Origin of the sequence: Neobacillus soli NBRC 102451 (genome assembly GCF_001591665.1) — a bacterium.
Classification (GTDB): Bacteria; Bacillota; Bacilli; order Bacillales; family Cytobacillaceae; genus Neobacillus; species Neobacillus soli.
The window spans coordinates 1-20,418 of the sequence record NZ_BCVI01000047.1; the positions used below are offsets into that span (position 1 = coordinate 1).

Annotated in this window: 19 protein-coding genes and 3 pseudogenes; 13 read left to right on the forward strand and 9 right to left on the reverse strand. The window is 35.8% G+C overall.

What is annotated here, in order from left to right; translation table 11 throughout:
- Positions 1-90: 90 nt before the first annotated feature.
- Complete coding sequence (locus BSO02S_RS28660; protein ID WP_425320379.1) at positions 91-504, reverse strand: tyrosine-type recombinase/integrase; 414 nt, start codon at positions 502-504, stop codon at positions 91-93.
- A gap of 788 nt (positions 505-1,292) precedes the next feature.
- Positions 1,293-1,415, reverse strand: a pseudogene (locus tag BSO02S_RS28665) (winged helix-turn-helix transcriptional regulator); the annotation flags it as partial.
- 380 nt (positions 1,416-1,795) lie between these two features.
- Here BSO02S_RS28665 and nagZ point away from each other — a divergent pair.
- The 5 genes from nagZ to BSO02S_RS16435 all read left to right on the forward strand — a co-directional run bounded on the left by nagZ (position 1,796) and on the right by BSO02S_RS16435 (position 6,866).
- Positions 1,796-3,577: a beta-N-acetylhexosaminidase gene (gene nagZ, locus BSO02S_RS16415; RefSeq protein ID WP_066069654.1), complete on the forward strand. Its 1,782-nt coding sequence runs from the start codon at positions 1,796-1,798 to the stop codon at positions 3,575-3,577.
- Between the two features lie 202 nt (positions 3,578-3,779).
- Positions 3,780-4,073, forward strand: a complete 294-nt coding sequence (locus BSO02S_RS16420; RefSeq protein WP_066069658.1) for an MFS transporter — start codon at positions 3,780-3,782, stop codon at positions 4,071-4,073.
- Positions 4,074-4,384: 311 nt separating this feature from the next.
- On the forward strand, positions 4,385-4,804 hold the full coding sequence (locus BSO02S_RS16425) for a hypothetical protein (protein ID WP_066069661.1): 420 nt from the start codon (positions 4,385-4,387) through the stop codon (positions 4,802-4,804).
- Between the two features lie 457 nt (positions 4,805-5,261).
- Positions 5,262-5,474 (forward strand): hypothetical protein, encoded by a 213-nt coding sequence (locus BSO02S_RS27555; RefSeq protein ID WP_066069664.1) that lies wholly within the window; start codon positions 5,262-5,264, stop codon positions 5,472-5,474.
- 792 nt (positions 5,475-6,266) lie between these two features.
- Positions 6,267-6,866 carry a hypothetical protein gene (locus BSO02S_RS16435; RefSeq protein ID WP_066069665.1) on the forward strand — a complete coding sequence of 200 codons (600 nt, stop codon included), beginning with the start codon at positions 6,267-6,269 and terminating at the stop codon, positions 6,864-6,866.
- A gap of 479 nt (positions 6,867-7,345) precedes the next feature.
- Here BSO02S_RS16435 and BSO02S_RS16445 read toward each other — a convergent pair whose 3' ends face one another.
- Positions 7,346-7,633 carry a YolD-like family protein gene (locus BSO02S_RS16445; RefSeq protein ID WP_066069671.1) on the reverse strand — a complete coding sequence of 96 codons (288 nt, stop codon included), beginning with the start codon at positions 7,631-7,633 and terminating at the stop codon, positions 7,346-7,348.
- 242 nt (positions 7,634-7,875) lie between these two features.
- On the opposite strand from BSO02S_RS16445, the gene BSO02S_RS16450 reads away from it, so the two are divergent.
- Positions 7,876-8,400: a restriction endonuclease gene (locus BSO02S_RS16450; protein WP_235846937.1), complete on the forward strand. Its 525-nt coding sequence runs from the start codon at positions 7,876-7,878 to the stop codon at positions 8,398-8,400.
- Between the two features lie 225 nt (positions 8,401-8,625).
- Here BSO02S_RS16450 and BSO02S_RS16455 read toward each other — a convergent pair whose 3' ends face one another.
- Entirely contained in the window at positions 8,626-9,246 is a 621-nt protein-coding gene (locus BSO02S_RS16455; RefSeq protein ID WP_066069674.1) for a hypothetical protein, read from the reverse strand.
- Positions 9,247-9,461: 215 nt separating this feature from the next.
- Here BSO02S_RS16455 and BSO02S_RS16460 point away from each other — a divergent pair, with 215 nt between their 5' ends.
- Positions 9,462-9,779, forward strand: a complete 318-nt coding sequence (locus BSO02S_RS16460; protein WP_066069677.1) for a hypothetical protein — start codon at positions 9,462-9,464, stop codon at positions 9,777-9,779.
- An 84-nt stretch (positions 9,780-9,863) separates the two neighbouring features.
- Here BSO02S_RS16460 and BSO02S_RS16465 read toward each other — a convergent pair whose 3' ends face one another.
- A complete protein-coding gene (locus BSO02S_RS16465; protein ID WP_066069680.1) occupies positions 9,864-10,238 on the reverse strand; it encodes a DUF3888 domain-containing protein in 375 nt (124 codons plus the stop codon).
- Between the two features lie 217 nt (positions 10,239-10,455).
- On the opposite strand from BSO02S_RS16465, the gene BSO02S_RS16470 reads away from it, so the two are divergent.
- From BSO02S_RS16470 to BSO02S_RS16485, 4 genes and pseudogenes are all read left to right on the forward strand, one after another.
- Positions 10,456-10,905: a DUF1569 domain-containing protein gene (locus BSO02S_RS16470; protein ID WP_066069682.1), complete on the forward strand. Its 450-nt coding sequence runs from the start codon at positions 10,456-10,458 to the stop codon at positions 10,903-10,905.
- A gap of 284 nt (positions 10,906-11,189) precedes the next feature.
- Positions 11,190-11,447 (forward strand): hypothetical protein, encoded by a 258-nt coding sequence (locus BSO02S_RS16475; protein WP_066069685.1) that lies wholly within the window; start codon positions 11,190-11,192, stop codon positions 11,445-11,447.
- A 567-nt stretch (positions 11,448-12,014) separates the two neighbouring features.
- Positions 12,015-12,983 (forward strand): annotated as a pseudogene (locus BSO02S_RS16480) (reverse transcriptase domain-containing protein); the annotation flags it as partial.
- 229 nt (positions 12,984-13,212) lie between these two features.
- A complete protein-coding gene (locus BSO02S_RS16485) occupies positions 13,213-14,016 on the forward strand; it encodes a putative protein N(5)-glutamine methyltransferase (protein WP_066069709.1) in 804 nt (267 codons plus the stop codon).
- 136 nt (positions 14,017-14,152) lie between these two features.
- Here the strand turns inward: BSO02S_RS16485 and BSO02S_RS16490 are convergent, their stop codons facing one another.
- Positions 14,153-14,443 carry a DUF3888 domain-containing protein gene (locus tag BSO02S_RS16490; protein WP_066069688.1) on the reverse strand — a complete coding sequence of 97 codons (291 nt, stop codon included), beginning with the start codon at positions 14,441-14,443 and terminating at the stop codon, positions 14,153-14,155.
- Between the two features lie 258 nt (positions 14,444-14,701).
- On the opposite strand from BSO02S_RS16490, the gene BSO02S_RS16495 reads away from it, so the two are divergent.
- On the forward strand, positions 14,702-15,376 hold the full coding sequence (locus BSO02S_RS16495; protein WP_066069691.1) for a hypothetical protein: 675 nt from the start codon (positions 14,702-14,704) through the stop codon (positions 15,374-15,376).
- A gap of 149 nt (positions 15,377-15,525) precedes the next feature.
- On the opposite strand, the pseudogene BSO02S_RS16500 reads toward BSO02S_RS16495, so the two are convergent.
- Both BSO02S_RS16500 and BSO02S_RS16505 read right to left on the reverse strand, forming a co-directional pair.
- Positions 15,526-16,749, reverse strand: a pseudogene (locus tag BSO02S_RS16500) (IS110 family RNA-guided transposase).
- Positions 16,750-17,276: 527 nt separating this feature from the next.
- Positions 17,277-17,585, reverse strand: a complete 309-nt coding sequence (locus BSO02S_RS16505) for a hypothetical protein (protein WP_066069695.1) — start codon at positions 17,583-17,585, stop codon at positions 17,277-17,279.
- Positions 17,586-17,921: 336 nt separating this feature from the next.
- Here BSO02S_RS16505 and BSO02S_RS16510 point away from each other — a divergent pair, with 336 nt between their 5' ends.
- Positions 17,922-18,320, forward strand: coding sequence for a hypothetical protein (locus BSO02S_RS16510; RefSeq protein ID WP_066069701.1), 399 nt, complete (start codon positions 17,922-17,924; stop codon positions 18,318-18,320).
- 1,066 nt (positions 18,321-19,386) lie between these two features.
- Here the strand turns inward: BSO02S_RS16510 and BSO02S_RS16515 are convergent.
- Positions 19,387-19,851 (reverse strand): low molecular weight protein-tyrosine-phosphatase, encoded by a 465-nt coding sequence (locus BSO02S_RS16515; RefSeq protein ID WP_066069704.1) that lies wholly within the window; start codon positions 19,849-19,851, stop codon positions 19,387-19,389.
- Positions 19,852-20,418: the final 567 nt, after the last annotated feature.

Sequence of the window (20,418 nt, forward strand, 5' to 3'; positions counted from 1 at the left end):
GGTGCGATAGTGAAAAGGCAGCGAAGTATTGCCTTTTGCAATCCATTTTTAAAAATATTTTCTGTAAATTTTCTCTTCTAACGCTTCCACTTAGCTGAGCATAAATCTGGTGGTCTCGCTTTTTTCGTGTCCTAGTAAACTTTGAATAACATCAATGGGAGCTCCGGTGTTTAACAGGTGTGTGGCATAGCAGTGGCGTAGCTGGTGTGAATGAATTTCTTTGTTGATCCCTGCCCGACTTGATATTCGTTTTATGATGTACCTCATTTGTCCAATACTCATTCTATGTAGGTGCCGTTCAGTAACAAAAATAGCTGGGTCTTTATCCTGGCGAAGATCCAAGTATCGTTTGAGCCAGATTTCACACCGTTTATTAAAGTAGACCTCCCTTTCCTTATCACCCTTCGAACGATTTGACCAATTAATACAATTCTTATCAAGAGAAACAATTTCCCCTATTCTACAACCTGTTGAAAACATAAATTCAAATAATGCTTTTTCCATTGGAGGAATACACGCTTCCCTCTAATGTTCTATTTCTCTCTTTGTTAAAAATTTTGGAATCCGTTTTCCTTGTTTAGGTTCTTTGATTTTCGCAGCTGGATTTTTCGGTATATGTCCTTCCTGGTGTGACCTATCGATTTAATAAATCGAATTCGATGAGCCCAACTTGATGGCTTGAGGTGCTCACTGGATTTTGCCAAGTATTCTTTCAGCCAATCAGTCGTCAATGATTCAATATTCACATAGTTAAAGTATTGGATAAGTAGCTTAAATTGGAGCTTTTATGCTTTTAATGTCTGAGGGGAGAATCCTTCAATCTTTTTATCCGATTCCTAAAATTCCTAGGTTTTTGATAATAACAAAATAATCTCCTCCTTTTCGGTTATATTGGAGGAATTATTGCCTTGATTGTAGAAATGGAAACGTAAGGTATTGAACTATCGGTCAGGTTAAGACGGTGGCTGCTGCGGCAGCTTTTTTTTGCTTGTTCCACTAACCGGCCGTTTAGTTTAAGTACAGTTCTTCACAAAGTAGAAAAAGCTAATCTTCCAAATCAGGAAATTCAGCTTTTTTTTACTCAAACGTGCGTCTGGCTTGAATAAGCACCTTAATTTTACTAAACTTATTGAATAACTCTATAACAGCCTTACCACGGCATAAATTTGCGCATTTGTGTCTTTAAGCTCACGAGAAAAACCAACAAGTACCGTATTGTTTGGGATTCTCCCACAAGGCATATCCTGCCAAATTTGATGACAGAATGCCTAAAGGGGATTGACGAAAAGATTAGATAGGACATCGATAATAATTCCTTTCCATTTTCCACCTATAGTGTGTAAAGTCATTTTTATAGGACAAGCCTTTTTTACTTCTATACTACAGGCTCCAAACCCATTTAAACGGTTACCCAATATAGTCACCTCATTCCTAAGTTACAAAAATGTGCGTAATTACATTACCAACTAATTTGTAATATATTAAGTTTATCAGAAATTCCAAACCATTCTAAAGGAAGTGCTTTACATGAACATAATTCAACTATCTCAACATGTATTTAAATGTGAATTTAAAATCGATGTACCCATTCATATTCCTGTTAGTTGCTCTTTTTTATTTGAGGGGCATTTCGCCGAAGATTATTGCTGGAAAGAACTGTGTGGATGAATATTTGTGGAGTTGGAAAGAGAAAAGGGATATTTTTGCAATAATTCCTTTTAAGCTATTACAACAAATAAACGGTAACATATAAACTCTAAACATACCCTAAAAAGGTAAAAAGGGGAATTGGAAAATGAAAACAAAAAGAAAAAGAGCTTCTCGAAATAAGCTTCGTATTTTTACGATTCTACTTTTAATGTTTGCCTTATTCATTGGAGTTTATTATGCAATCAAAGAAAATGGTAGCGAGCAGATGCCAGTTAAAGAAAGCCCAATTAATACTAAACCTTCCGGTAAAAATAAAGTGGATTCAAAGAATAATCAGAATTCAAATCTTGAGAAATTAGTAGAAGAAACATTTACTCTGTCTAAGGTAGGTAAGGTTCCGAACATTTCCATTGTTTCTGGTAAAACAGAATGGAAGGAAGTTATTAATGAGTGGGGAAAATCAGACCATATTTCGGAAACTGCTAAAGGCAGGTATGAGGAATATGAAAGTCATCATGCTACAATCGGCTATGCCGATCAGACTGTAAATGATATACGATCTTATGATTCTGAACTGCAAAATATATCTTTAAATGTAATTGAGAAAACTGGTGGAGAACCCGATGACATTCGATACTATAAAGATTCAACGCATGACCAAATGATACTTGTCTATCATGCAACGGCTTCTACTGATTTATTATGGGTTTTACCAGTAAAAACAGAGCAGGAGCCAAATCCTAAAGTTGACCATATCTCACTCTATACACAGCTTGAAAAGACACCAAATCAACAAGCACAAATTGAAAAAGAGCAGAATCAACAAGAAAATCAAACCATTTCAGAAGTAATTTCTAAAATGACCTTAGAAGATAAAATTGGCCAGATGGTCCTTGCTGGGATTTCCGGGACCACAATGGATACAAACGCAAAAAAATTAATAAGCCAATTCCATGTCGGAGGAATTATTTTTTACAAAAATAATTTCGAAACCCCTGCACAAACCGTTCAACTTGTGAATCAACTTAAAGCTGGGAATAGTTCGAGTCTACCGCTTTTTTTAGGCGTTGACCAAGAGGGGGGACGTGTGACAAGATTGCCAGGTGAACTTGTTAACTTTCCTCCAAATAAACAGATTGGACAGGTAAATAATCCCGAGTTTTCTTATAAAGTCGGAACACTTTTAGGGCATGAATTAAAAGAATTTGGTTTAAATCTCAATTTTGCACCTGTTCTTGATATTAACAGCAATCCAAATAACCCAGTAATCGGGGATCGATCATTTGGGAACAATGTGGAATTAGTAAGTAAACTTGGGATTCAAACGATGAAAGGGATTCAGTCGCAAAATGTCATCCCTACAATTAAGCATTTTCCTGGTCACGGAGATACATCTGTTGATTCCCATCTGGAACTCCCAATTGTAAATAAAAGCTTTAAGGAACTTAAAGAACTAGAGTTAATTCCGTTTGATCGTGCGATTAATCAAGGAGCAGATGTTGTGATGGTCGCCCATATCTTATTGCCTCAATTAGATAAAACTAATCCAGCGTCCATGTCAAAAGCTGTCATGACAGATCTTCTTAGAAAACAACTTAGTTTCACGGGAGTAATCATAACGGACGATATGACAATGGGAGCCATTACAGAACATTTTGATATTGGTAAAGCAGCGGTAGAATCAGTAAAGGCAGGAAGCGATATTATTTTAGTAGGACATGACTTTAATAATGTTGTAAAGATTACTTCCTCTTTAAAAACTGCTGTTCAAAATGGGGAAATTTCCGAACAAAGATTAAATGAAAGTACAGAAAGAATTATTCAACTAAAAAGGAAATATAGCATTCATGATACGAAAGTAGAAAATCCTAACATAAATGAAATAAATCACTCAATCAATAGTCTTCTGAATAATTATTTCCATTGATTATTCATATATTCGACTGGGATTTTTCATATACCATTTCGATCAATTGGTTATATTTTTTTATCAAAGATTTATTAAGTCTAATAACGTTATCAAATGAAAGTTAGAGAATAAAAATCCCCATTCAATTGAATGGGGATTTGCTTTTTACTGCTTATGATCAGTATGTACCCAAACCACGTTTTGGGTACATTTTTTTCTTATGATTCTTACCCAATTAACTATATATGGTACCATTTGGGCAATGATATTAGGGACGATTGTTATAGGTTTAGGCCAAGCGTTTGTATTTACCACAATGTTTATTGCGGCTAGTTTAGGTATTGAAATGAAACAACAAGGGATTGCATCTGCCATTATAAATACAGGGCAACAAATTGGCTCTGCCTTAGGGCTAGCTGTAATTATGGCAATAGTTTCAGCTGCCTTTACTACCAGTGGGTCATTGGAAGAATGGGGGATAACCTCTTGTCCAAAGCCGTTCGTATGGCATTGATTATTGAAGCTGTAATTGCCTTATTGGGACTATTAGTAGCATTTACTTTTAGGCAAAAGAAATTTTCTTCGATGGTGATAAATAAATCATTTGATAAATGATTGTATAATACGCAGGCTATCTAAGGATCCCATCATTCGTACAATGGGATTTAAGAATTTCAAGGGATGGAATCGAAATGATTTCATCCCTTTATTGTGGATATACATATAAGGTTGTGAAGCATTGTACACTTAAGCTAACGGGGCAGTTTAGTGGAAGAAGAAAAATGGTAGAATTAAGTTATAATTCATATATGTAGAGGTGATTATATGGATGGCAAATTGAATAAACAATTAGAAATCCTAAAAAACTCCGTTTGTATAGAAGACTTTATCCATATTGCTTATGATGTTGTTGAAGAAATCGAAAGTTATGAAAATGCGTTTGATGCTGTTGAACCTATTCTTAAGCTGATAGAACAGAATCCAGATGTTGATTTTGGTTCCCCAGGTCCATTAGTCCATTTTGTTGAACAATTCTACGGTGATGGTTATGAAGAAAAGTTGGTTCAATCCATACAAAGGTTTCCGACTTCTCACACCGTATGGATGCTTAATCGAATAATTAATGGTACTACGGGAGACCAAAAGAGATACTACTTAAATGTTTTTCAAGATGTTCTTAATTCACATAATATCAGTAATCAATTGAGTTCTATAACCAAAGAATTTTTATCCTTACACAGTTGATTTATTCAAAAAGCTCAAAATCCAGATAAATGCATAACAAAATTGACCCAGTAAAAACGCTTTTTAAAAAAAGGCTGAGCCTTCAGAGAGTTCATTATTGAGTTGACAGGTAATCAAAAACCTTCCTTCTATTAAAAGTATAGAATTGGCTGACGCAACGACTAGAATAAGGATTAATCTCCCATGAGTGCTACCCATATAGGGCGCGACAGTCGGTGGTACACCGTGATCGTTGGAGTCAGACTAACGGATGGGCTCTATGGCACCATAGATCGACCTTCTTCGTCAGCCGTAGAAACAGTATAGGCAAGGGTAACCATTTTCATTCTCTGTGGTGAAGCGCCGATTTTTGCGCTTCATGGATGGCTAACGGGCAGGATAGTTTAATAAGTATCGAGTAAAAAATTATGGGGAAAATACCTACAAATATTTAAGATTAGAGGTGAACTTATTTTTTATGAGAAAGTTAATGATAATATCTCTGCTGTTTGTCGGATTGATTTCTTCATATTCAAATGCAAGGGCTAAAATAAATCTCGAAGGTGGACCAACCCAAGAAGAACTGCTTGAAGAAACCTTATATACCAGATACTATTCCTACCTTGATAAAACCTACTCAGATTTTATAATGTGTCCACGAATCAATATTGAAAAGAATAAATGGGTATAAAAGAAGACATATCGTTCACGCAAGTGCGTTAAATTATGCTGCACATCATGGTGATATTCCCTATGATAGAATTCATATTACGCTGACCGATACTCCAGAAAGTGGTGTTAAAATAAATAAAATTACAATAAAAAAAGGTATTTCTGAAAGTGAAAGCCGTTTACAATGCAGACAAGTGGACTAAACAAATCTTGTTGAACTAAAGGGGTGCTTTAGTGAAATAAGAAATAATAATAAATACACAAAAAACACCGTGCTAATTACGGTGTCTTTTTGTGTGCGATTTAACCTGTTAACTCTCCAACTATTTTAAGTTTTGTATTTCAAAACAGAACCCGTTAATCCGGATGACTTCTCCGATCAAACTTAATGACCCGGCACAAAAAATATCTCCTCCCATAAATTTTTTAATCCAGACAAAAATTCTTGTCAATAAAAAATGCTGTTAGTATTGACCAACAGCATTTAAAGAATTTGTTGAAACCTTTTATCTTTCGATAATCTTTTTTATGTCTCTTTTATAAAACCACTTTTTAATTCGAAGCCAGTTACTTTTAATCGAGTGGGGTCAAGGCTAGGTAATACACCGTGTTTTAATCCCTGTGAAAACCAACCTCTAACTCTTTTTACATTTAAACCAATGTCATCGGGAGAGTGGTCAAAAGCGTACAACCAAAAGTGCAACCAAGATTTTGCATAAAGGACCAAGTAATGGAGAATGGGATTGTCAAAATTATTGGACTATGAAATAATTACCATGAATATAAGCCTATAATTAAAAGGGGGGTAAAAATGAATAATCACAATGGATTTATAACCCATCATGGATTAAAGGTAAGATTAAACCCGGATTATTGTTTTGAATATCTCGAAAGAGAGGATGATGTCGGAGCCTGGTTCACATCCATCGAAGCTTTTGATTCATTTAGAGGTTTTTTATCCTTGATTGGTGCAATAATTTTGATGTTTACTGACGTAAGCCCAATTAATGCAGGGATTATAATAATAGCGTTATATACTTTTGGTTTTGTAGTATCCCAGTCATTTACCCTAATGGGAATATTTAATTTGATTTATGGTTTGATATTTATGGTGTATGAATTATTATTAAGGTTTTTTATTCCGTACATAGCACTATTCGGTGTAATGTTTATAACCAAGCAATATATGGTTCTTGTTGCATTCTTAGCTGCACGAATTATTTTATTTCTTTTGATGTCGACAATAAATATAATTCAGTCAAAATGGCTATTTTCCAAATACGGATTGTATATCGGGGATGTTGAAATCACAGCAATAAAACTATTGAAATTCTATTCGAAAGATCGGATCGTTTTTAAAAAGTGGATGCAAGACTACTCCAGGTTCCAAAAGAAATCCGGAACTGCATAAAATTGAACCTATAAGTGAGATTTATTCCTCCGCGAACAATGGTGAAGAGGTGGATTCCTTAGCAAAGAATTTTTTTTAGGAGTGTGAATACGGTGCGTCGATATCGATATTATTATGGGAATACTGGGTGCTTTCTATGGATAATTATGATTTTGGTAATCTGTACTCTCCCTCTTTTATTATGGGCAATCAACGTTCCGCTTAATTTTTTTCTATCCTATGTCGAGTGGGGGCAGGCAGTTTTTGGATTTGAGGATAAATCTTTTGGTCTACTTATATATGCCTTTGGTGTACCATGGTGCATGTTATTTATTCTTTATAAATGTGTTGAATGGATCGAGTGGAAACTAAAGAAAGATAACGAACAACAGTATCATAAGTAAAAGCTCTTTTCTATAGAAGAGCTTTTACCAGGTCTTTAAAAAGCGTGCATTTTGGGCGCTTTTTATGATTCAACTAAAAAAATGGTTTGATTGCTTTTAAATTTGATCAATTCCTACAATATCGCTGAATCGCTTTTTTATTAGATTATTATCATCTATTTCCAAATAAATGACCTTGTTTAATTCATCCAAACGACGCAACATTCCAGTATATTCCTGGATGAATCCATCTTCCCAAACTTTTAGTTTCACTTTAAAGTTAAACTCCATCGCTTGATGCATTATTTGTTCATATTCTTCGATTTGGTATTCATCTAAAATCGGCTTATTTACTCTTAATTCATCTCTTTTTGCATCATGCATCATCTTTACATGCTCGGGCATAAAGAATGCTCCTTGCCACTTCAGCTTGATATCTAGAATTAAAATATGCGAAACATTGAAATGTAAAGTTTTTTTCAATGTTAATATATAAACAACGACTTTTGATTTCATCAAAACGAGCCCGGCGATACTTCTTCAACTAAAGTGGCAGTTTAGCTCAAAAAGGATTTAAAGAAATTACTAAAAAAACAAACAGGATATAGTTGAAGTGGTAATATGGTGTTAAAAAGGAGAATAAAATTTTGGATGATTCATTATGGTTATTAATAATAATAGGCTGTTCTTTTGCGCTTTTTATAGGTTGGAGGTTTGAGAAGGCTGAGCGAAAAGAATATTTAGAGCAATTAAAAGTGCAATTTGAATTGGAAGAGCGTTTAAGTAAAGCAGGTATTCAAGATATTGATGTAATGGACGGTATTGAATTCGAGCAATATTTAGTAGTGCTATTTAAAAAGCTTGGAATCCTAGCAAGAAAAACACAAGCATCTAGTGATTTTGGTGCGGATCTTATACTAGAAGGAAAAGAACGAGTTGTAATTCAAGTTAAGAGATATCAAAAAAAGGTAGGTATCAGGGCTGTACAAGAAATTAATTCAGCTAGAGATTACTATAGAGCACACGAGGCTTGGGTAATTACTAATAATTTTTATACAACATCAGCAATAAAACTTGCTGAATCTAATAATGTGAAATTAGTTGATCGCTATGGATTAGTTGATTTAATTCTAAATTCAAATTACACTTCAGTAGATAAAGAAGTACGTTAGCGATTTGTAAAATTTATTCTTTAACTAGCGGGTAGCTTGAGTTGAAGAAGGTTTGCTGCGTTAGCCCTTTTTCTTGTTCCGCTAACGAAGCAGGTTACTTGAAGAAGGAGATTGAATTATCTAAAAGTCATGGAAATACTTTGTTGAAATAATGAAAAAATTTACTATGAAATCTCTAATTTAAAAGCAATATTCGGAGGTATACAGCTAATAATGGGCTGAATACTATTGTGAAAGAAAATCTGTATCTATGAAGTTCTTCAATTTTTTTAATGATTCCTGTTTGACTTTTTCTAGCTCTTTTCTTGCATTTTTATTCGCTTTATAGGCTTCCCAATCCAACCCGTCAGATTCAAGGGCCATGGAAAATTGTATTGACTCATTACCTGCAATTTTATCCATTAATTCATCAATTATTTCTTCTTTGCGTGTAACTTTTCTATCTTTATTGAAAACACTAAATCTTTTATTGATAAATGCTTTTTCTATTGTTTTTTTAAACTTTTCTAAATTATTTACTAAACCATTTTCAATATGTAATATAAATAAAGAATGAAGAACAACTTCCCCATCGCTTCCTAACAATTGAAGTATGTCAGTGCGTTGTTTTAAGGTTTTCTTAATATTTCGTGTAAAGCCTAAATAGATTTCTTCTGTAAATTCATTTAATAAACAATACAAATAAATTTTTTCTAATTTATAGGGGCTTTTTTGGGTAACTAAATATGCATACTCATTAACTTTTTTTGATTGGATATTATTATTAAAATACTTGCAGATTGAAGTTAAAATAGTTTGATGAATATCTTCAATGAAAACAAAAGGTTTATATTGCAGACTGGACATATCATTATACTCCTTCAAAAAATTAATCATCCACTTAATGAAATAAAAACTTTAAGAACTATAACAGGTATATTCAACAAATACATTAAAATATCCTCCATAAGAACTAATGTATAACAAAATCTATCATTAATGGAAGGGATTTTAGTGAGTTTGTGAAGCAATGTACTTAAACTATCGGGGGCAAGAGTTAAAGAAAGGATGGCATTGGCATTATGGATAAGGCGAAGTTGATTGAAATATTGCTTGATGAACAGGTAGATGACGCTACCCGTGATGACTGTGCCATTTATCTTTCTGAATTTATCGATGATAAGGTTGTCTCAGCTTTAATCAGCGTTGCAAATAATTTAAAGGATGAAAAAATGGTACGGGCAAGTTGTGGTGAATCATTAGCAGAAAATTGGATTAGAAAGAATCAAATCAACTATGATGTCCTCAATAGCCTTGAAGAACCTGCTAGAACTGAAGCCCTTGGTATATTAAGACATAATAAGCCTGAATGGTATTTGGAATACGAAGAACGTTATTGAGCTAACTGGGTGCAAGAGCTAAAGATTGGGATGGCTGGTAAAATGAAGGAAGAAATAAGCACCCCTTTTACAAAGGATGCTTCATTAATTTTCGTTAGGTTTCAACCTTCTGCTTTTGAAATCAATAGCCCTCCAGTCTTCGGAAACCTTATTACTAAAAGTAATGGTCACTAAATCATATGGAGGATTATGGGCTCCCTCAAATGTTGTTACCTGCACAGTGACATTAAATAGGTAGCTGCCTTCTCTTAACCTTTTAATTTTGAGAATCTTTTGGTTATAAAACTGTTTAGGTTCGCCGTAGTGTTTCTCGATTTCTTTATAAATAAAGGGAAATAGCAAATTAATGATCACGTCATCACGCAACTGTACATCGTTTTTTGCTATGGTTTTAGCTTTGATGGGTGAATAAGAGAAAAAAGTGAAGCAGGCAATCAATATTAAAAGGCTTTTTTTCATAAAAATCCTCCATTCCAAGTTTCTCTTAGAATGAACAATTAAAGATATTCTTATTAAGCTAACGGGTGCTTTAGCAAACAAGTGGCTGCCTGTAGGGGTAGCTTTTGCTTATTGAACTCCGCAGTTTAGTAGAACAGTGTTGTTTAACTTGTGTTCAACTATCGGGCCAAATAAGTTAAGAAGCTTGACTCATTATAATTAAAGGGGATATGCACTAATGAAAAATATTTTTAATCCTATGCATACAGCAGAAATTTTAAAGCGCATTGACAAATTGAGTCCAAATTCACAACCACAATGGGGAAAAATGGATGTTGCCCAAATGCTAGCGCATTGTTCGGCTTTCCAAGATATTGCAATGGGAAATTCTTTTCCACCAAGGAGTTGGTTAGGAATAATAGTGGGAAGGTTTGCAAAACAAATCGTATACAATGAAAAGACATTGCCCCGTAATATGTCTACTATTCCAACCATTTTGATTGCAGATAATAGAGAATTTGAGATAGAAAAAGAGAAGCTTAAACAAAAAATTATCACTTTCCAAAATAACGGACCAGAGAAGTGCACAACTCATCCACATCCTTTTTTTGGGAAGCTTACTTCTGAACAATGGGGTAAAGGAATATACAAGCACCTTGACCACCATTTAAAACAGTTTGAAGTTTAACATTGAAAAACAAAATGAAACGATGTGCATCGTTAGTTGAAGAAAGTATCTCTAAGCCTAATTACTATTCTCTTGATTTATAATCTTTTGTTTTGTCTTAAACGGGCGCAATTGTTGAATATGCTTCACTTCTCCTATTCAACTAACGGGTGCAAGAGTTGAAGATCCAGCTGCCATAATGGCGGCTTTTTCTTTTTATGATAACGGTGCAGATAAGTTGAAGAAGGAATATTGATTAATGTTTTGGAATATGACTTTTAAAAAGGAGAAATATGGGGGTATTTATGAGTAAAAACCTAATGGCTTTTTCTATTATTTTTTTGGGGCTATGTATCGTTCTAGGTTCTTGGTTTATTTCACAATCTTTAAGATTCAAAAAAGATAATGTCATAAAGATACAACAAGAACAAAATCGTTATGAATATATCAAAACGTCGGATGATTACGATATGATTTTTGATAAACAAACTGGAGATTATTGGGGGAATTTACAAGGGAAATGGGAAAAACATACTCCATTAATTTCAAATCATTCGAATTAGTTTTGCATAAATTTTGGTAATCTTCTTCAATTAACGGGTAGCATTACTTCAACAAAGGGGTAATGCTTTTTTTATTGAACTAAAGGGGCAGATTAGTTGTGCGAAATGTTTCTAGTTTAAATGGAGGATGGTTACATCACTCTGGTAAAGACTAGACAATTCCGTTGGAATTGAAGGATTATATCGAAGAATCAAATGATAGGGTAACGCCTTGAAGGGTTCTCTCTGAGTCGATTAGCACTGGATTTAGTAAGAATAATAGTGTTATAAGCTCGGCAAAAAGGCGTGAGAATTTACCGTATCAGTTCGGCTGACGAAAGCCTACCCGCGGGGGTGGTGTAACTCATGATGCTTGAGTTGAATGAATATGGTGAGAATGCGAATAAACCTAAAAGAAATGGTTAAGCTGACGAACTTCTGAATGTACGGGTCTAAACCTGCAATACATAGAAATGTGTATATCACCAAATTGAAGAATCATTCAACCATGTAAGACAGTTCTTTATCGGTTAATAAGGTTCTTGTGAGACTAAAAGAGGTTCAACTCCCAAGGGAGTCACCGACTTGTTGAAACGGAAGAAACTGAGACACAATGAATATTACGATATGCAACATTAGTTTGATAATTTATACGTTCAAAGTGTCGATGGTCAAAAATTCTATAACTTAATGAAATTGATTAGTTCCAATGAAAATATACGTCTTGCTTATCGAAATATCAAGAGAAATACAGGGAGTAAAACGGCAGGGACAAATGAGTTAACGATTGATGATATTAAATTTTTATCAGTAGAAAAGGTAATCGAACATGTCAAAAATATGTTTCAAGCATATGAACCAGACAGTGTTCGGTGTGTCCTCATTCCTAAAGCAAATGGGAAAGTAAGACCATTAGGAATCCCAACGATATGGGACAGAATTCTCCAACAATGTATCTTACAAGTATTAGAACCCATTTGCGAGGCAAAGTTTCATAAACACAGTTATGGCTTCAGACCGAATAGAAGCACTCATCATGCGAAAGCAAGGTTGGAATCGCTTGTAAATATGGTGGGACTCTATCATTGTATAGATGTAGACATAAAGGGATTTTTTGATAACGTTTATCATAGTAAATTACTTAAACAAATATGGTCACTTGGAATCAAAGATAAAACATTACTCTCTATCATCTCAAAGATATTAAAAGCAGAGATTGAAGGAGAAGGTGTACCAACAAAAGGAACCCCGCAAGGTGGTATCCTTTCGCCACTTTTATCGAATATCGTTCTAAATGAACTCGATTGGTGGGTAAGTAATCAATGGGAAACGTTTAAAAGCAATCATGAATATAAGCATAATGGAAGCAAAGTAAAAGCACTCAATAAATCAAACCTAAAAGAATGTTACATTGTTAGATACGCTGATGATTTCAAGGTATTGTGCCGTACACGCTCGCAAGCGATTAAAATGAATTATGCCATCAAGGATTTTCTTAATACCAGACTACACCATGAGACAAGTGATGGAAAATCAAAGGTCAATGAATTGCGGAAACCGTGCAATCTAAATTTGGTACCAAATTATGCTTTATTTAAATACATAGAATTGAATGAATTGGACTAGTTGGAGCGCCGTATGCGATGAAAGTTGCACCTACGGTGCGAGCAGGGGGAAAAGGGGGCGATAACTTCAAACCCTTACCTATCTGTCATGAAGAAGGACACTTATATTATTTGTAGAATATAAAAGATAAATAACTTGTGTTTTGGAAGCGGTGAGATTAATAGGACAGAAAGTTAATTTATTTTTAGATAATAAAACTGAAAAAAGCATAATCAACAGACTACGGACCGAGGGTTGTATCTTCGCTGAAGAAGAAACACAGTTACTTACCTCTGAGGCTAGAAGTATAGAGGAACTAATGAATATGGTTGAAAAACGAGTAAGTGGTTTACCGCTTGAATACGTGCTTGGGTTTACAGAGTTTTGTGGTCTACGAATAGAAGTCGAACAGGGAGTTTTTATACCTCGTCGACGAACGGAGTTTCTGGTTCAGCAAGCAAAAGTTTTAACCCGCCCAAATGATATTATTTTGGATTTATGTTGCGGGTCTGGTGCTGTTGGTGCTGCAATAGCAACCGACCTTAAAAAGATTTTATTGCACTCCGTTGATATTGACCCCATTGCTGTACAATGTGCTTCGAGTAACATAACTAAGATTGGTGGTCACGTTTATCAAGGTCACTTATATGATGCATTACCTCATTCATTGAGAGGTCAAGTAAACATCATAGTGGCTAACGCACCTTACGTTCCTACTGACTCAGTAAAACTCCTTCCCAGAGAGTCACGTTTATATGAACCAAAAGTGGCACTTGATGGAGGAAAGGATGGACTAGACCTTCATCGTCTGGTAGCGGAAAATGCTCTCCACTGGCTTGTTCCTGGGGGTCATCTATTGATAGAGACGAGTGAAATGCAGGGTGAAAAAACCTTTGAAATATTTGTTAAAGCTGGACTAATTACCAAAATAGTTAGAGATGAAGAATTGGATGCAACAGTTGTTATTGGAACAAAATCTGGCTAAAAGTATCTACAAAATAAGTTTCTTATTCAGCTAACAGGTGCAAGAGTTGGAGAAGAATTGCTTAGGTTCCTTTTTTTTGTTGTGCTAACGAAGCAGTTTAAGTAGAACCGAAGAAAAAGCCTCCCTTTTATAAAGGTTATCTGCATTGTTCTTCGTTTGGCTTTAACCTTCTGCTTTTGAAATCAACCAACCGCCAATCTGGAGTACGATGATTACTGAACGTGATGGTCACTAAATCATTAGGTGGATTGTGGGCTCCTTCAAATGTCGTTACCTGTACGGTAACATCAAAGTAGTAGCTGCCTTGTTCTAGCTTCTTAACTTGGATAATGTTACCACAATAAAACTGTTTAGGTTTGCCGTACTGTTTTTCTATTTCTTTATAAATTAAAGGAACAAGCAAAATGTAAATCAAGTCATCACGCAACTATACATCATTTTTAGTTACGGTTTCGGCTTGAACGGGAGAATAAGAGAAAATAGTGAAGCAGGAAATCAATATTAAAAGGCTTTTTTTCATAAAAATCCTCCATTCCAGTTTCTTTTATAATCAGCAATTAAAGAAATTCTTATGTAAATAACGGGGGCAAGAATTTAGGTGTAGAGCTGGAATTTTGTCCTGTTCGACAAACGGGGCAGTTTCGTGGAATAAGGATTAGGGAACACTAAAATGAGGTGTGAACTAATGAAAAGATACATTATCTTTATAATGGCATTTCTTCTTGTTATTGCCCCTTATAAAACAGGGGCAACTATTAAAGGGTACGATATGGTGGCGAAGTCAGGTAAGGATGATATAACTATCTATGCCAAAAAAATCGATGATTTATATTATGACTTCAAAATTGACTTTAAGGGAAGGATTGCCTCAAGACCTTTTTGGATGAACGTTATAAACCCAACTTATGCCCCGCAAATATATTACGAAGACATCAACAAGGATGAAAAGAAAGAGTTAATCATAATCCTGACGAAAGGTTATGGTACTGGTGCTTTAGATGAAGAAGTTTATGTATTTGAAATAGATTCTAATCGATTTGGCGAGCTACTTGTTGATAACCCCCTTGCAGTAGTATTGAAAAATGCAAAAACCAGGTTAACACCAACTGAAGGGGAAATAAGTATTGGAAATAAGCAATATGTTGTAGATATAAGTCCAGTAGGTATCAAGCCTGAGAATGTATTTAAAGATATATATTTTGGAGGCATTATTAAATATGAAGTAGAAAACAATCACCTTATCGCTAGGTTAGCCGCACAAGTTTCTCCAGCACACTTTATTGGTGAAGTTATTATTACTTATGGATATCGTGAAAAAATGTATCAAGCAAAATCAGTGGACTTTCAGCCCTACAAATAAAGTTTGTGAATAATTGTACTTAAGCTACCATGAAAATTAACTTCTGTAAAAAAGTGAAAAAGGCAATACTAAAGAGGACGCAGCTAATTCGTTTTTTAAAAAAGGGGAGAGCGCCAATTTCATTGATCTATGGTAATAAAGTGAACGGATTAAGAAGCTTTAGGTTCTTCGAGCGTAACGGTGTATCCTAAACTTTCGAGTCTTCTCAGAGAATGTCGAACAATTGATTGTTGTCTCTTCTTATCAAAGTAGTCTTCGCCTAAGTCTACATACATTTCTTTTCGGGTTAAGAGATAATAAGAGATACGTAGCATTGCGTGAGCGACTACAATACCAGCACGTTTCTTACCCTTTCGGGATGCTGTACGTCTATACAGTGCTCCGAGATAGTTTTTGGATCCTCTTCCTGAATGAGCTGCTTCTGTTAACGCTGATCTTAAATACTTATTTCCTTTTTTAGTTTTGGCTGATTTTCTTTTTCCAGCGCTTTCATTTTGCCCAGGAACTAATCCTGCCCAAGAACACATATGAGCCGCAGTGGGGAATTGTTTCTTCACATCAGTCCCAATTTCGGATAGAATTTGCTCAGCCATTCTGGTCGCTATACCAGGAATCGAATCCAATCGTGATATATCTTCTTGATGAGAGCTGACTCTGTCCGCAACTTCCTTATCAAGCATCTCGATTTGCTCCGTAAGAAAATCAATATGACCTAAAATGGTTTTTAACATGAGGCGTTGATGTGAATTGATATAGCCCTTTAGGGCGAGTTCCAGTTCTTCTTTCTTCTTCTTCATACTGCGTCGAGCGAAGTTTGCTAGTTTTTCAGGGTCCTCTTCACCATCTGCAATGGCATCAAGCATATCTCATGCTGAAACACCCAACACATCTGAAACCACAGATCCCAACTTAATGTTCGCGCCTTCTAACACTTTTTGGATTCGATTATGTTGTCTGGCTCGTTCTTCGATAATACTTCGACGATATCGAACGAGTTCACGCAATTCACGTTGATTTCGGTCAGGGATATAACTTGCTTTAAGTAATCCATGGCGAAGAAGTTTAGCGATCCATTCTGCATCCTTCACATCTGTCTTTCGTCCTGGAACAGCCTTCATATGTTGGGCATTCACCACTAAAAACTCGATATCCTCAGCTTCTAGTAAATTCACAATAGGCTTCCAATAAACACTCGTGCTTTCCATGGCGACATGGGTACAATTATGTTGTTTAACCCAGTCAACCAACTGTAATAGAAATACAGTTTTAGTAGAAAACGTTTGAATCTCCTTTCCTTCAGGTGTCACAATACATGCAGTAATATTGTCCTTATGAACGTCCATACCACATGCTCTTTCAATGACTACATCCATTGAAAACATCCTTTCTACGGCACTAATTATAAGAGGCTGGTGCAGCAACCAGAATAGGATTAATCTACCATGTGTGCTTCCCGTAAGGGAGCGACAGTCAGTGGTGCACCGTGGTCGTTGGAGTCAGACTAACGGATGGGCTCTAACGCACCATAGTTCATCGACCTTCCTCTCCCAGCCGTATATTCAGTATTGACGGGTTATAACCATTTTCATTCTCTGTGGTGAAGCGCCGATTTTGCGCTTTATGAATGGCTAACGGGTGCTTTAGCGAAAGCTCAGAGCTGACAATTGTGGCAGATTTTCTTATTGTGCTAACGGGTCAGGATTGTTGAACAAGAATGAAGAAACAAAAAATACGAATAGGGCTCATTTATATAAAAGTAATAATTTTAACGGATTACTGAACAATAAAGAAATCCATTTTAAAATGTTTATAATCTGTTCTAGTGCTGTTTGAACACAACCCAATTTCTTTTTTTAAATAAAAATGAGGGCGGAGGATTCCTCACGCCCCATATATTTAATTACTTGTTCATAGAACCGCTGTTATTGCTGCCATTACGGTTGTTGGCAGTAGCATTGTTACCTCCGCCAGCACCTTCGCCAATTTGGTTACCGAGTGCACCACCTGCAAGACCGCCTGCAACAGTACCAAGTGGTCCAAACATCGAACCTACCATAGCTCCCGCAGCACCACCGCCAACAGTACCTACCGCTTCGGCAACGTCACTACCTCCTTGGTTAGTCGTATTGTTACCAGCTTGGTTCGTAGCGTTGTTGTCACCTTGGTTTGTATTTCCACCGTATCGATTGCGTTCGTTATTATGATTCATCTATTTCACTCCCTTGTTTTGTAATGGGGAAGATTGTTGTTAGCATCGTTCCCACAACATATATGCCCAACCAAAATGGTTTTACCCATTTATATGGGACGTCCTTAAATATACTCTTTAGCCTTTTTTCTCTCTGGTTAATTTTTAACGATCTTTTATTCGTATAAAGGGATTGCTAGGGCACCATTCTTCTTGTTGTATTAACGTAGGCAGGTTAGCTTAAATAATTACCCTATCCGCATTTGTCATATAATATTTTAAGAATCAGGACGAATACCCAGGAATTTATCCCCAAAATTCATATGCTCTAATGTAAGTCAAATGAGGAGGATGAATGTGATTCTTAATTATAATGCTTATAGTCCAACATTTGAGAGGATTGGTTTAGGTGGACCTGGCTCAGGTCATGGTCATGGTCATGGTCCAGGTCATGGTCATGGTTTTGGTGGTCCAGGTATAGGTGCACCTGGTTCTGGCGTTGGTTTTGCTCCAGGTCTTGGTTTAGGCGGACCAGGCTCTGGGGCTGGTTTTGGTCCTGGTCTTGGTTTTGGTGGTCCAGGTATAGGTGCACCTGGCTCTGGCGTTGGTTTTGCACCGGGTCTTGGTTTAGGAGGACCAGGCTCAGGACTTGGTTATTATCCAGGTCTTGGTTTAGGTGGACCAGGCATTGGCGGCTACCCTTACCCATACTATTATCCTTACCCTTACCCTTATCCATCGTACCCGTACCATTAATAGAAAAATTTAGAGCTTTGCCCAGTTGCGTTTCTACAATAAGTAGAAACGCTTGTTACTTTTTCACAAATGGGTACTTTTCGTTATAGAATTGACTGCCACAAACTGGAGTATCTTATAGAGCTATAGGATTAGGGAGTAAAAAAAGTAAGAGAAGAACTACAAAGGACGGTAAAAGCATGCTAAGGCTTCTTTATTTAATCAAAAATAAGAAGTGATAACATAGGATTAAAAAAGATGAGGATTGGTTGGCTTCTGTGCGATTTTAGAAGTACTCTAAAGGATGAAACTTAATACGGAATTACATAAAAGTATGTGATTTAAACTTCTTTTTATTTCTAATCTACGATTGAAACATCTCTTAAACTAACCCGTTACATATCAACTTTGTGAAGGATTACACTTGAAGAAACGGGTGCTTTAGTGTAGAAAGGGTTGCTGCGGCAGCTCTTTTTCTTTTTACGCTAAGGGTACAGATTTAGTTTCACTAAAAAAATTAATTTATAGTTAAAATAGATTGTGTATAGCTTATCCGCTATTACGGTCCCGAAAGCGAATAGCAACAAAATACACCATATTTTTATAATGATTAATGAGCAATATAGGAGAGGTTGTGAAGGATTGTACTTAAGCTAACGGGCAGTTTACTTCAATAGTGGTGAATAAATTGATTAAGTCACCGTTCAGCCAACATGGTTATAAGCTACAATTATTAATGATCTTTCTTAAGAGTATCGATAAAGCCCGTGCACTCTTGGGAAGATGACGTTCCCTTAGCCATACTATACCAATAACAGATTGAAAAGTTGCATCAAGTAAAACTTACATCTTAATCTCCGAAATCGGAAAGGAAGACATCACTGACTTTGGCAGAATAGTAGCTCCCATCCCAGCGACTACTAACGCGATAATGATCGCAATACTTAAGTATTCACAAACAATATTCGGCTCGAAGCCGGTGTTGTGTTGGAATTTTTGTTTAGTAAACAGATTTTACAATTTCAAAAAATTGGTTCAGTGAAATATAAATTGTTTTGATCGTCGGATTAAGATGGATGCCTTGTTGTTATAAGTTTTGTTCGATACGTATTTTATTGAGTAATACCCGGCAGCCAGCTGAAACAAGACGATAGGTTTCATCAAAATCACCTGTATAAAATGGATCGGGGACATCTTTCCTGTATTTGGTCAGGTCGAGCAGCCTAATGATCTTTGGATGATTAGGCTTGCCGGTTATCCTGTAAATATTTTTTATGTTGCTTTCGTCCATACCGATAATATAGTCGAATTTCCAAAAGTCTTCTTTTTTTAGTCGGCGTCCAACAAGCCCATTAGAAGAGATATAGTATTTCTTCAGAATATCAAGAGTTCCTTCGTGCGGGGGGAAGCCGATTTGCCATGAACTGGTTGCAGCGGAATCAACTGCGATTTTGTTTTTCAAATTTTCTTTTTTGACTAAGTTGCGAAACAAAGCTTCAGCCATCGGTGAACGGCAAATATTCCCCAGGCATACAAATAAAACGTTGATCATGTACTTAACCCCTTTAATTGATCTTATTTTTTTCATTTTAATAGTCTTTTTTGAAATGAATTATGTATTTACAAAATAGTGGATTGGACAGGTGTGTTGTTTTGCACACCTCCAGCCGTTATTGGGGTCTTTTAATACCAAGCTGCTCCAACGATGATAAGAAATATAAACATACAATGATTAGAGCAAAACCAGCTCCGTAAGCACCATCTGCCATGTACAGTGCTTTCTTTTCGTTCGTAATCACAAAGTATGTACAAAACAGAAAAATGGAACGGCGCTAGTGCTATTTTTAGAGACTGTTTTCTAAGAAATCCTTGTGATTTGTCTTTATTTATTTAGTGTTAAAATAACTCTTTTTTGTGTAACAGCTGAATTGCGAAGAACTTCACTTAAGCTAAAGGGGGCTTTCCTTAAAATCTGGCTGCTAATTACGGCAGCCTTTTCTTATTGAACTACCATGAAAATAAGTTTCTTCAAGAATAGAAAAATGACAATACTAAAGAAGACCCTGCTCAATTGTTAAAAAATGAGGAGAGCGTTAATTAATATGCCTATGGATTAAGT

Coding starts and splice junctions, on each gene's coding strand:
- BSO02S_RS28660 (WP_425320379.1), bottom strand. CDS start 504: ATGGAAAAAGCATTATTTGAATTTATGTTTTCAACAGGTTGTAGAATA.
- nagZ (WP_066069654.1), top strand. CDS start 1,796: ATGAAAACAAAAAGAAAAAGAGCTTCTCGAAATAAGCTTCGTATTTTT.
- BSO02S_RS16420 (WP_066069658.1), top strand. CDS start 3,780: ATGATTCTTACCCAATTAACTATATATGGTACCATTTGGGCAATGATA.
- BSO02S_RS16425 (WP_066069661.1), top strand. CDS start 4,385: ATGGATGGCAAATTGAATAAACAATTAGAAATCCTAAAAAACTCCGTT.
- BSO02S_RS27555 (WP_066069664.1), top strand. CDS start 5,262: ATGAGAAAGTTAATGATAATATCTCTGCTGTTTGTCGGATTGATTTCT.
- BSO02S_RS16435 (WP_066069665.1), top strand. CDS start 6,267: ATGAATAATCACAATGGATTTATAACCCATCATGGATTAAAGGTAAGA.
- BSO02S_RS16445 (WP_066069671.1), bottom strand. CDS start 7,633: ATGCCCGAGCATGTAAAGATGATGCATGATGCAAAAAGAGATGAATTA.
- BSO02S_RS16455 (WP_066069674.1), bottom strand. CDS start 9,246: ATGTCCAGTCTGCAATATAAACCTTTTGTTTTCATTGAAGATATTCAT.
- BSO02S_RS16460 (WP_066069677.1), top strand. CDS start 9,462: ATGGATAAGGCGAAGTTGATTGAAATATTGCTTGATGAACAGGTAGAT.
- BSO02S_RS16465 (WP_066069680.1), bottom strand. CDS start 10,238: ATGAAAAAAAGCCTTTTAATATTGATTGCCTGCTTCACTTTTTTCTCT.
- BSO02S_RS16470 (WP_066069682.1), top strand. CDS start 10,456: ATGAAAAATATTTTTAATCCTATGCATACAGCAGAAATTTTAAAGCGC.
- BSO02S_RS16475 (WP_066069685.1), top strand. CDS start 11,190: ATGAGTAAAAACCTAATGGCTTTTTCTATTATTTTTTTGGGGCTATGT.
- BSO02S_RS16495 (WP_066069691.1), top strand. CDS start 14,702: ATGAAAAGATACATTATCTTTATAATGGCATTTCTTCTTGTTATTGCC.
- BSO02S_RS16505 (WP_066069695.1), bottom strand. CDS start 17,585: ATGAATCATAATAACGAACGCAATCGATACGGTGGAAATACAAACCAA.
- BSO02S_RS16515 (WP_066069704.1), bottom strand. CDS start 19,851: ATGATCAACGTTTTATTTGTATGCCTGGGGAATATTTGCCGTTCACCG.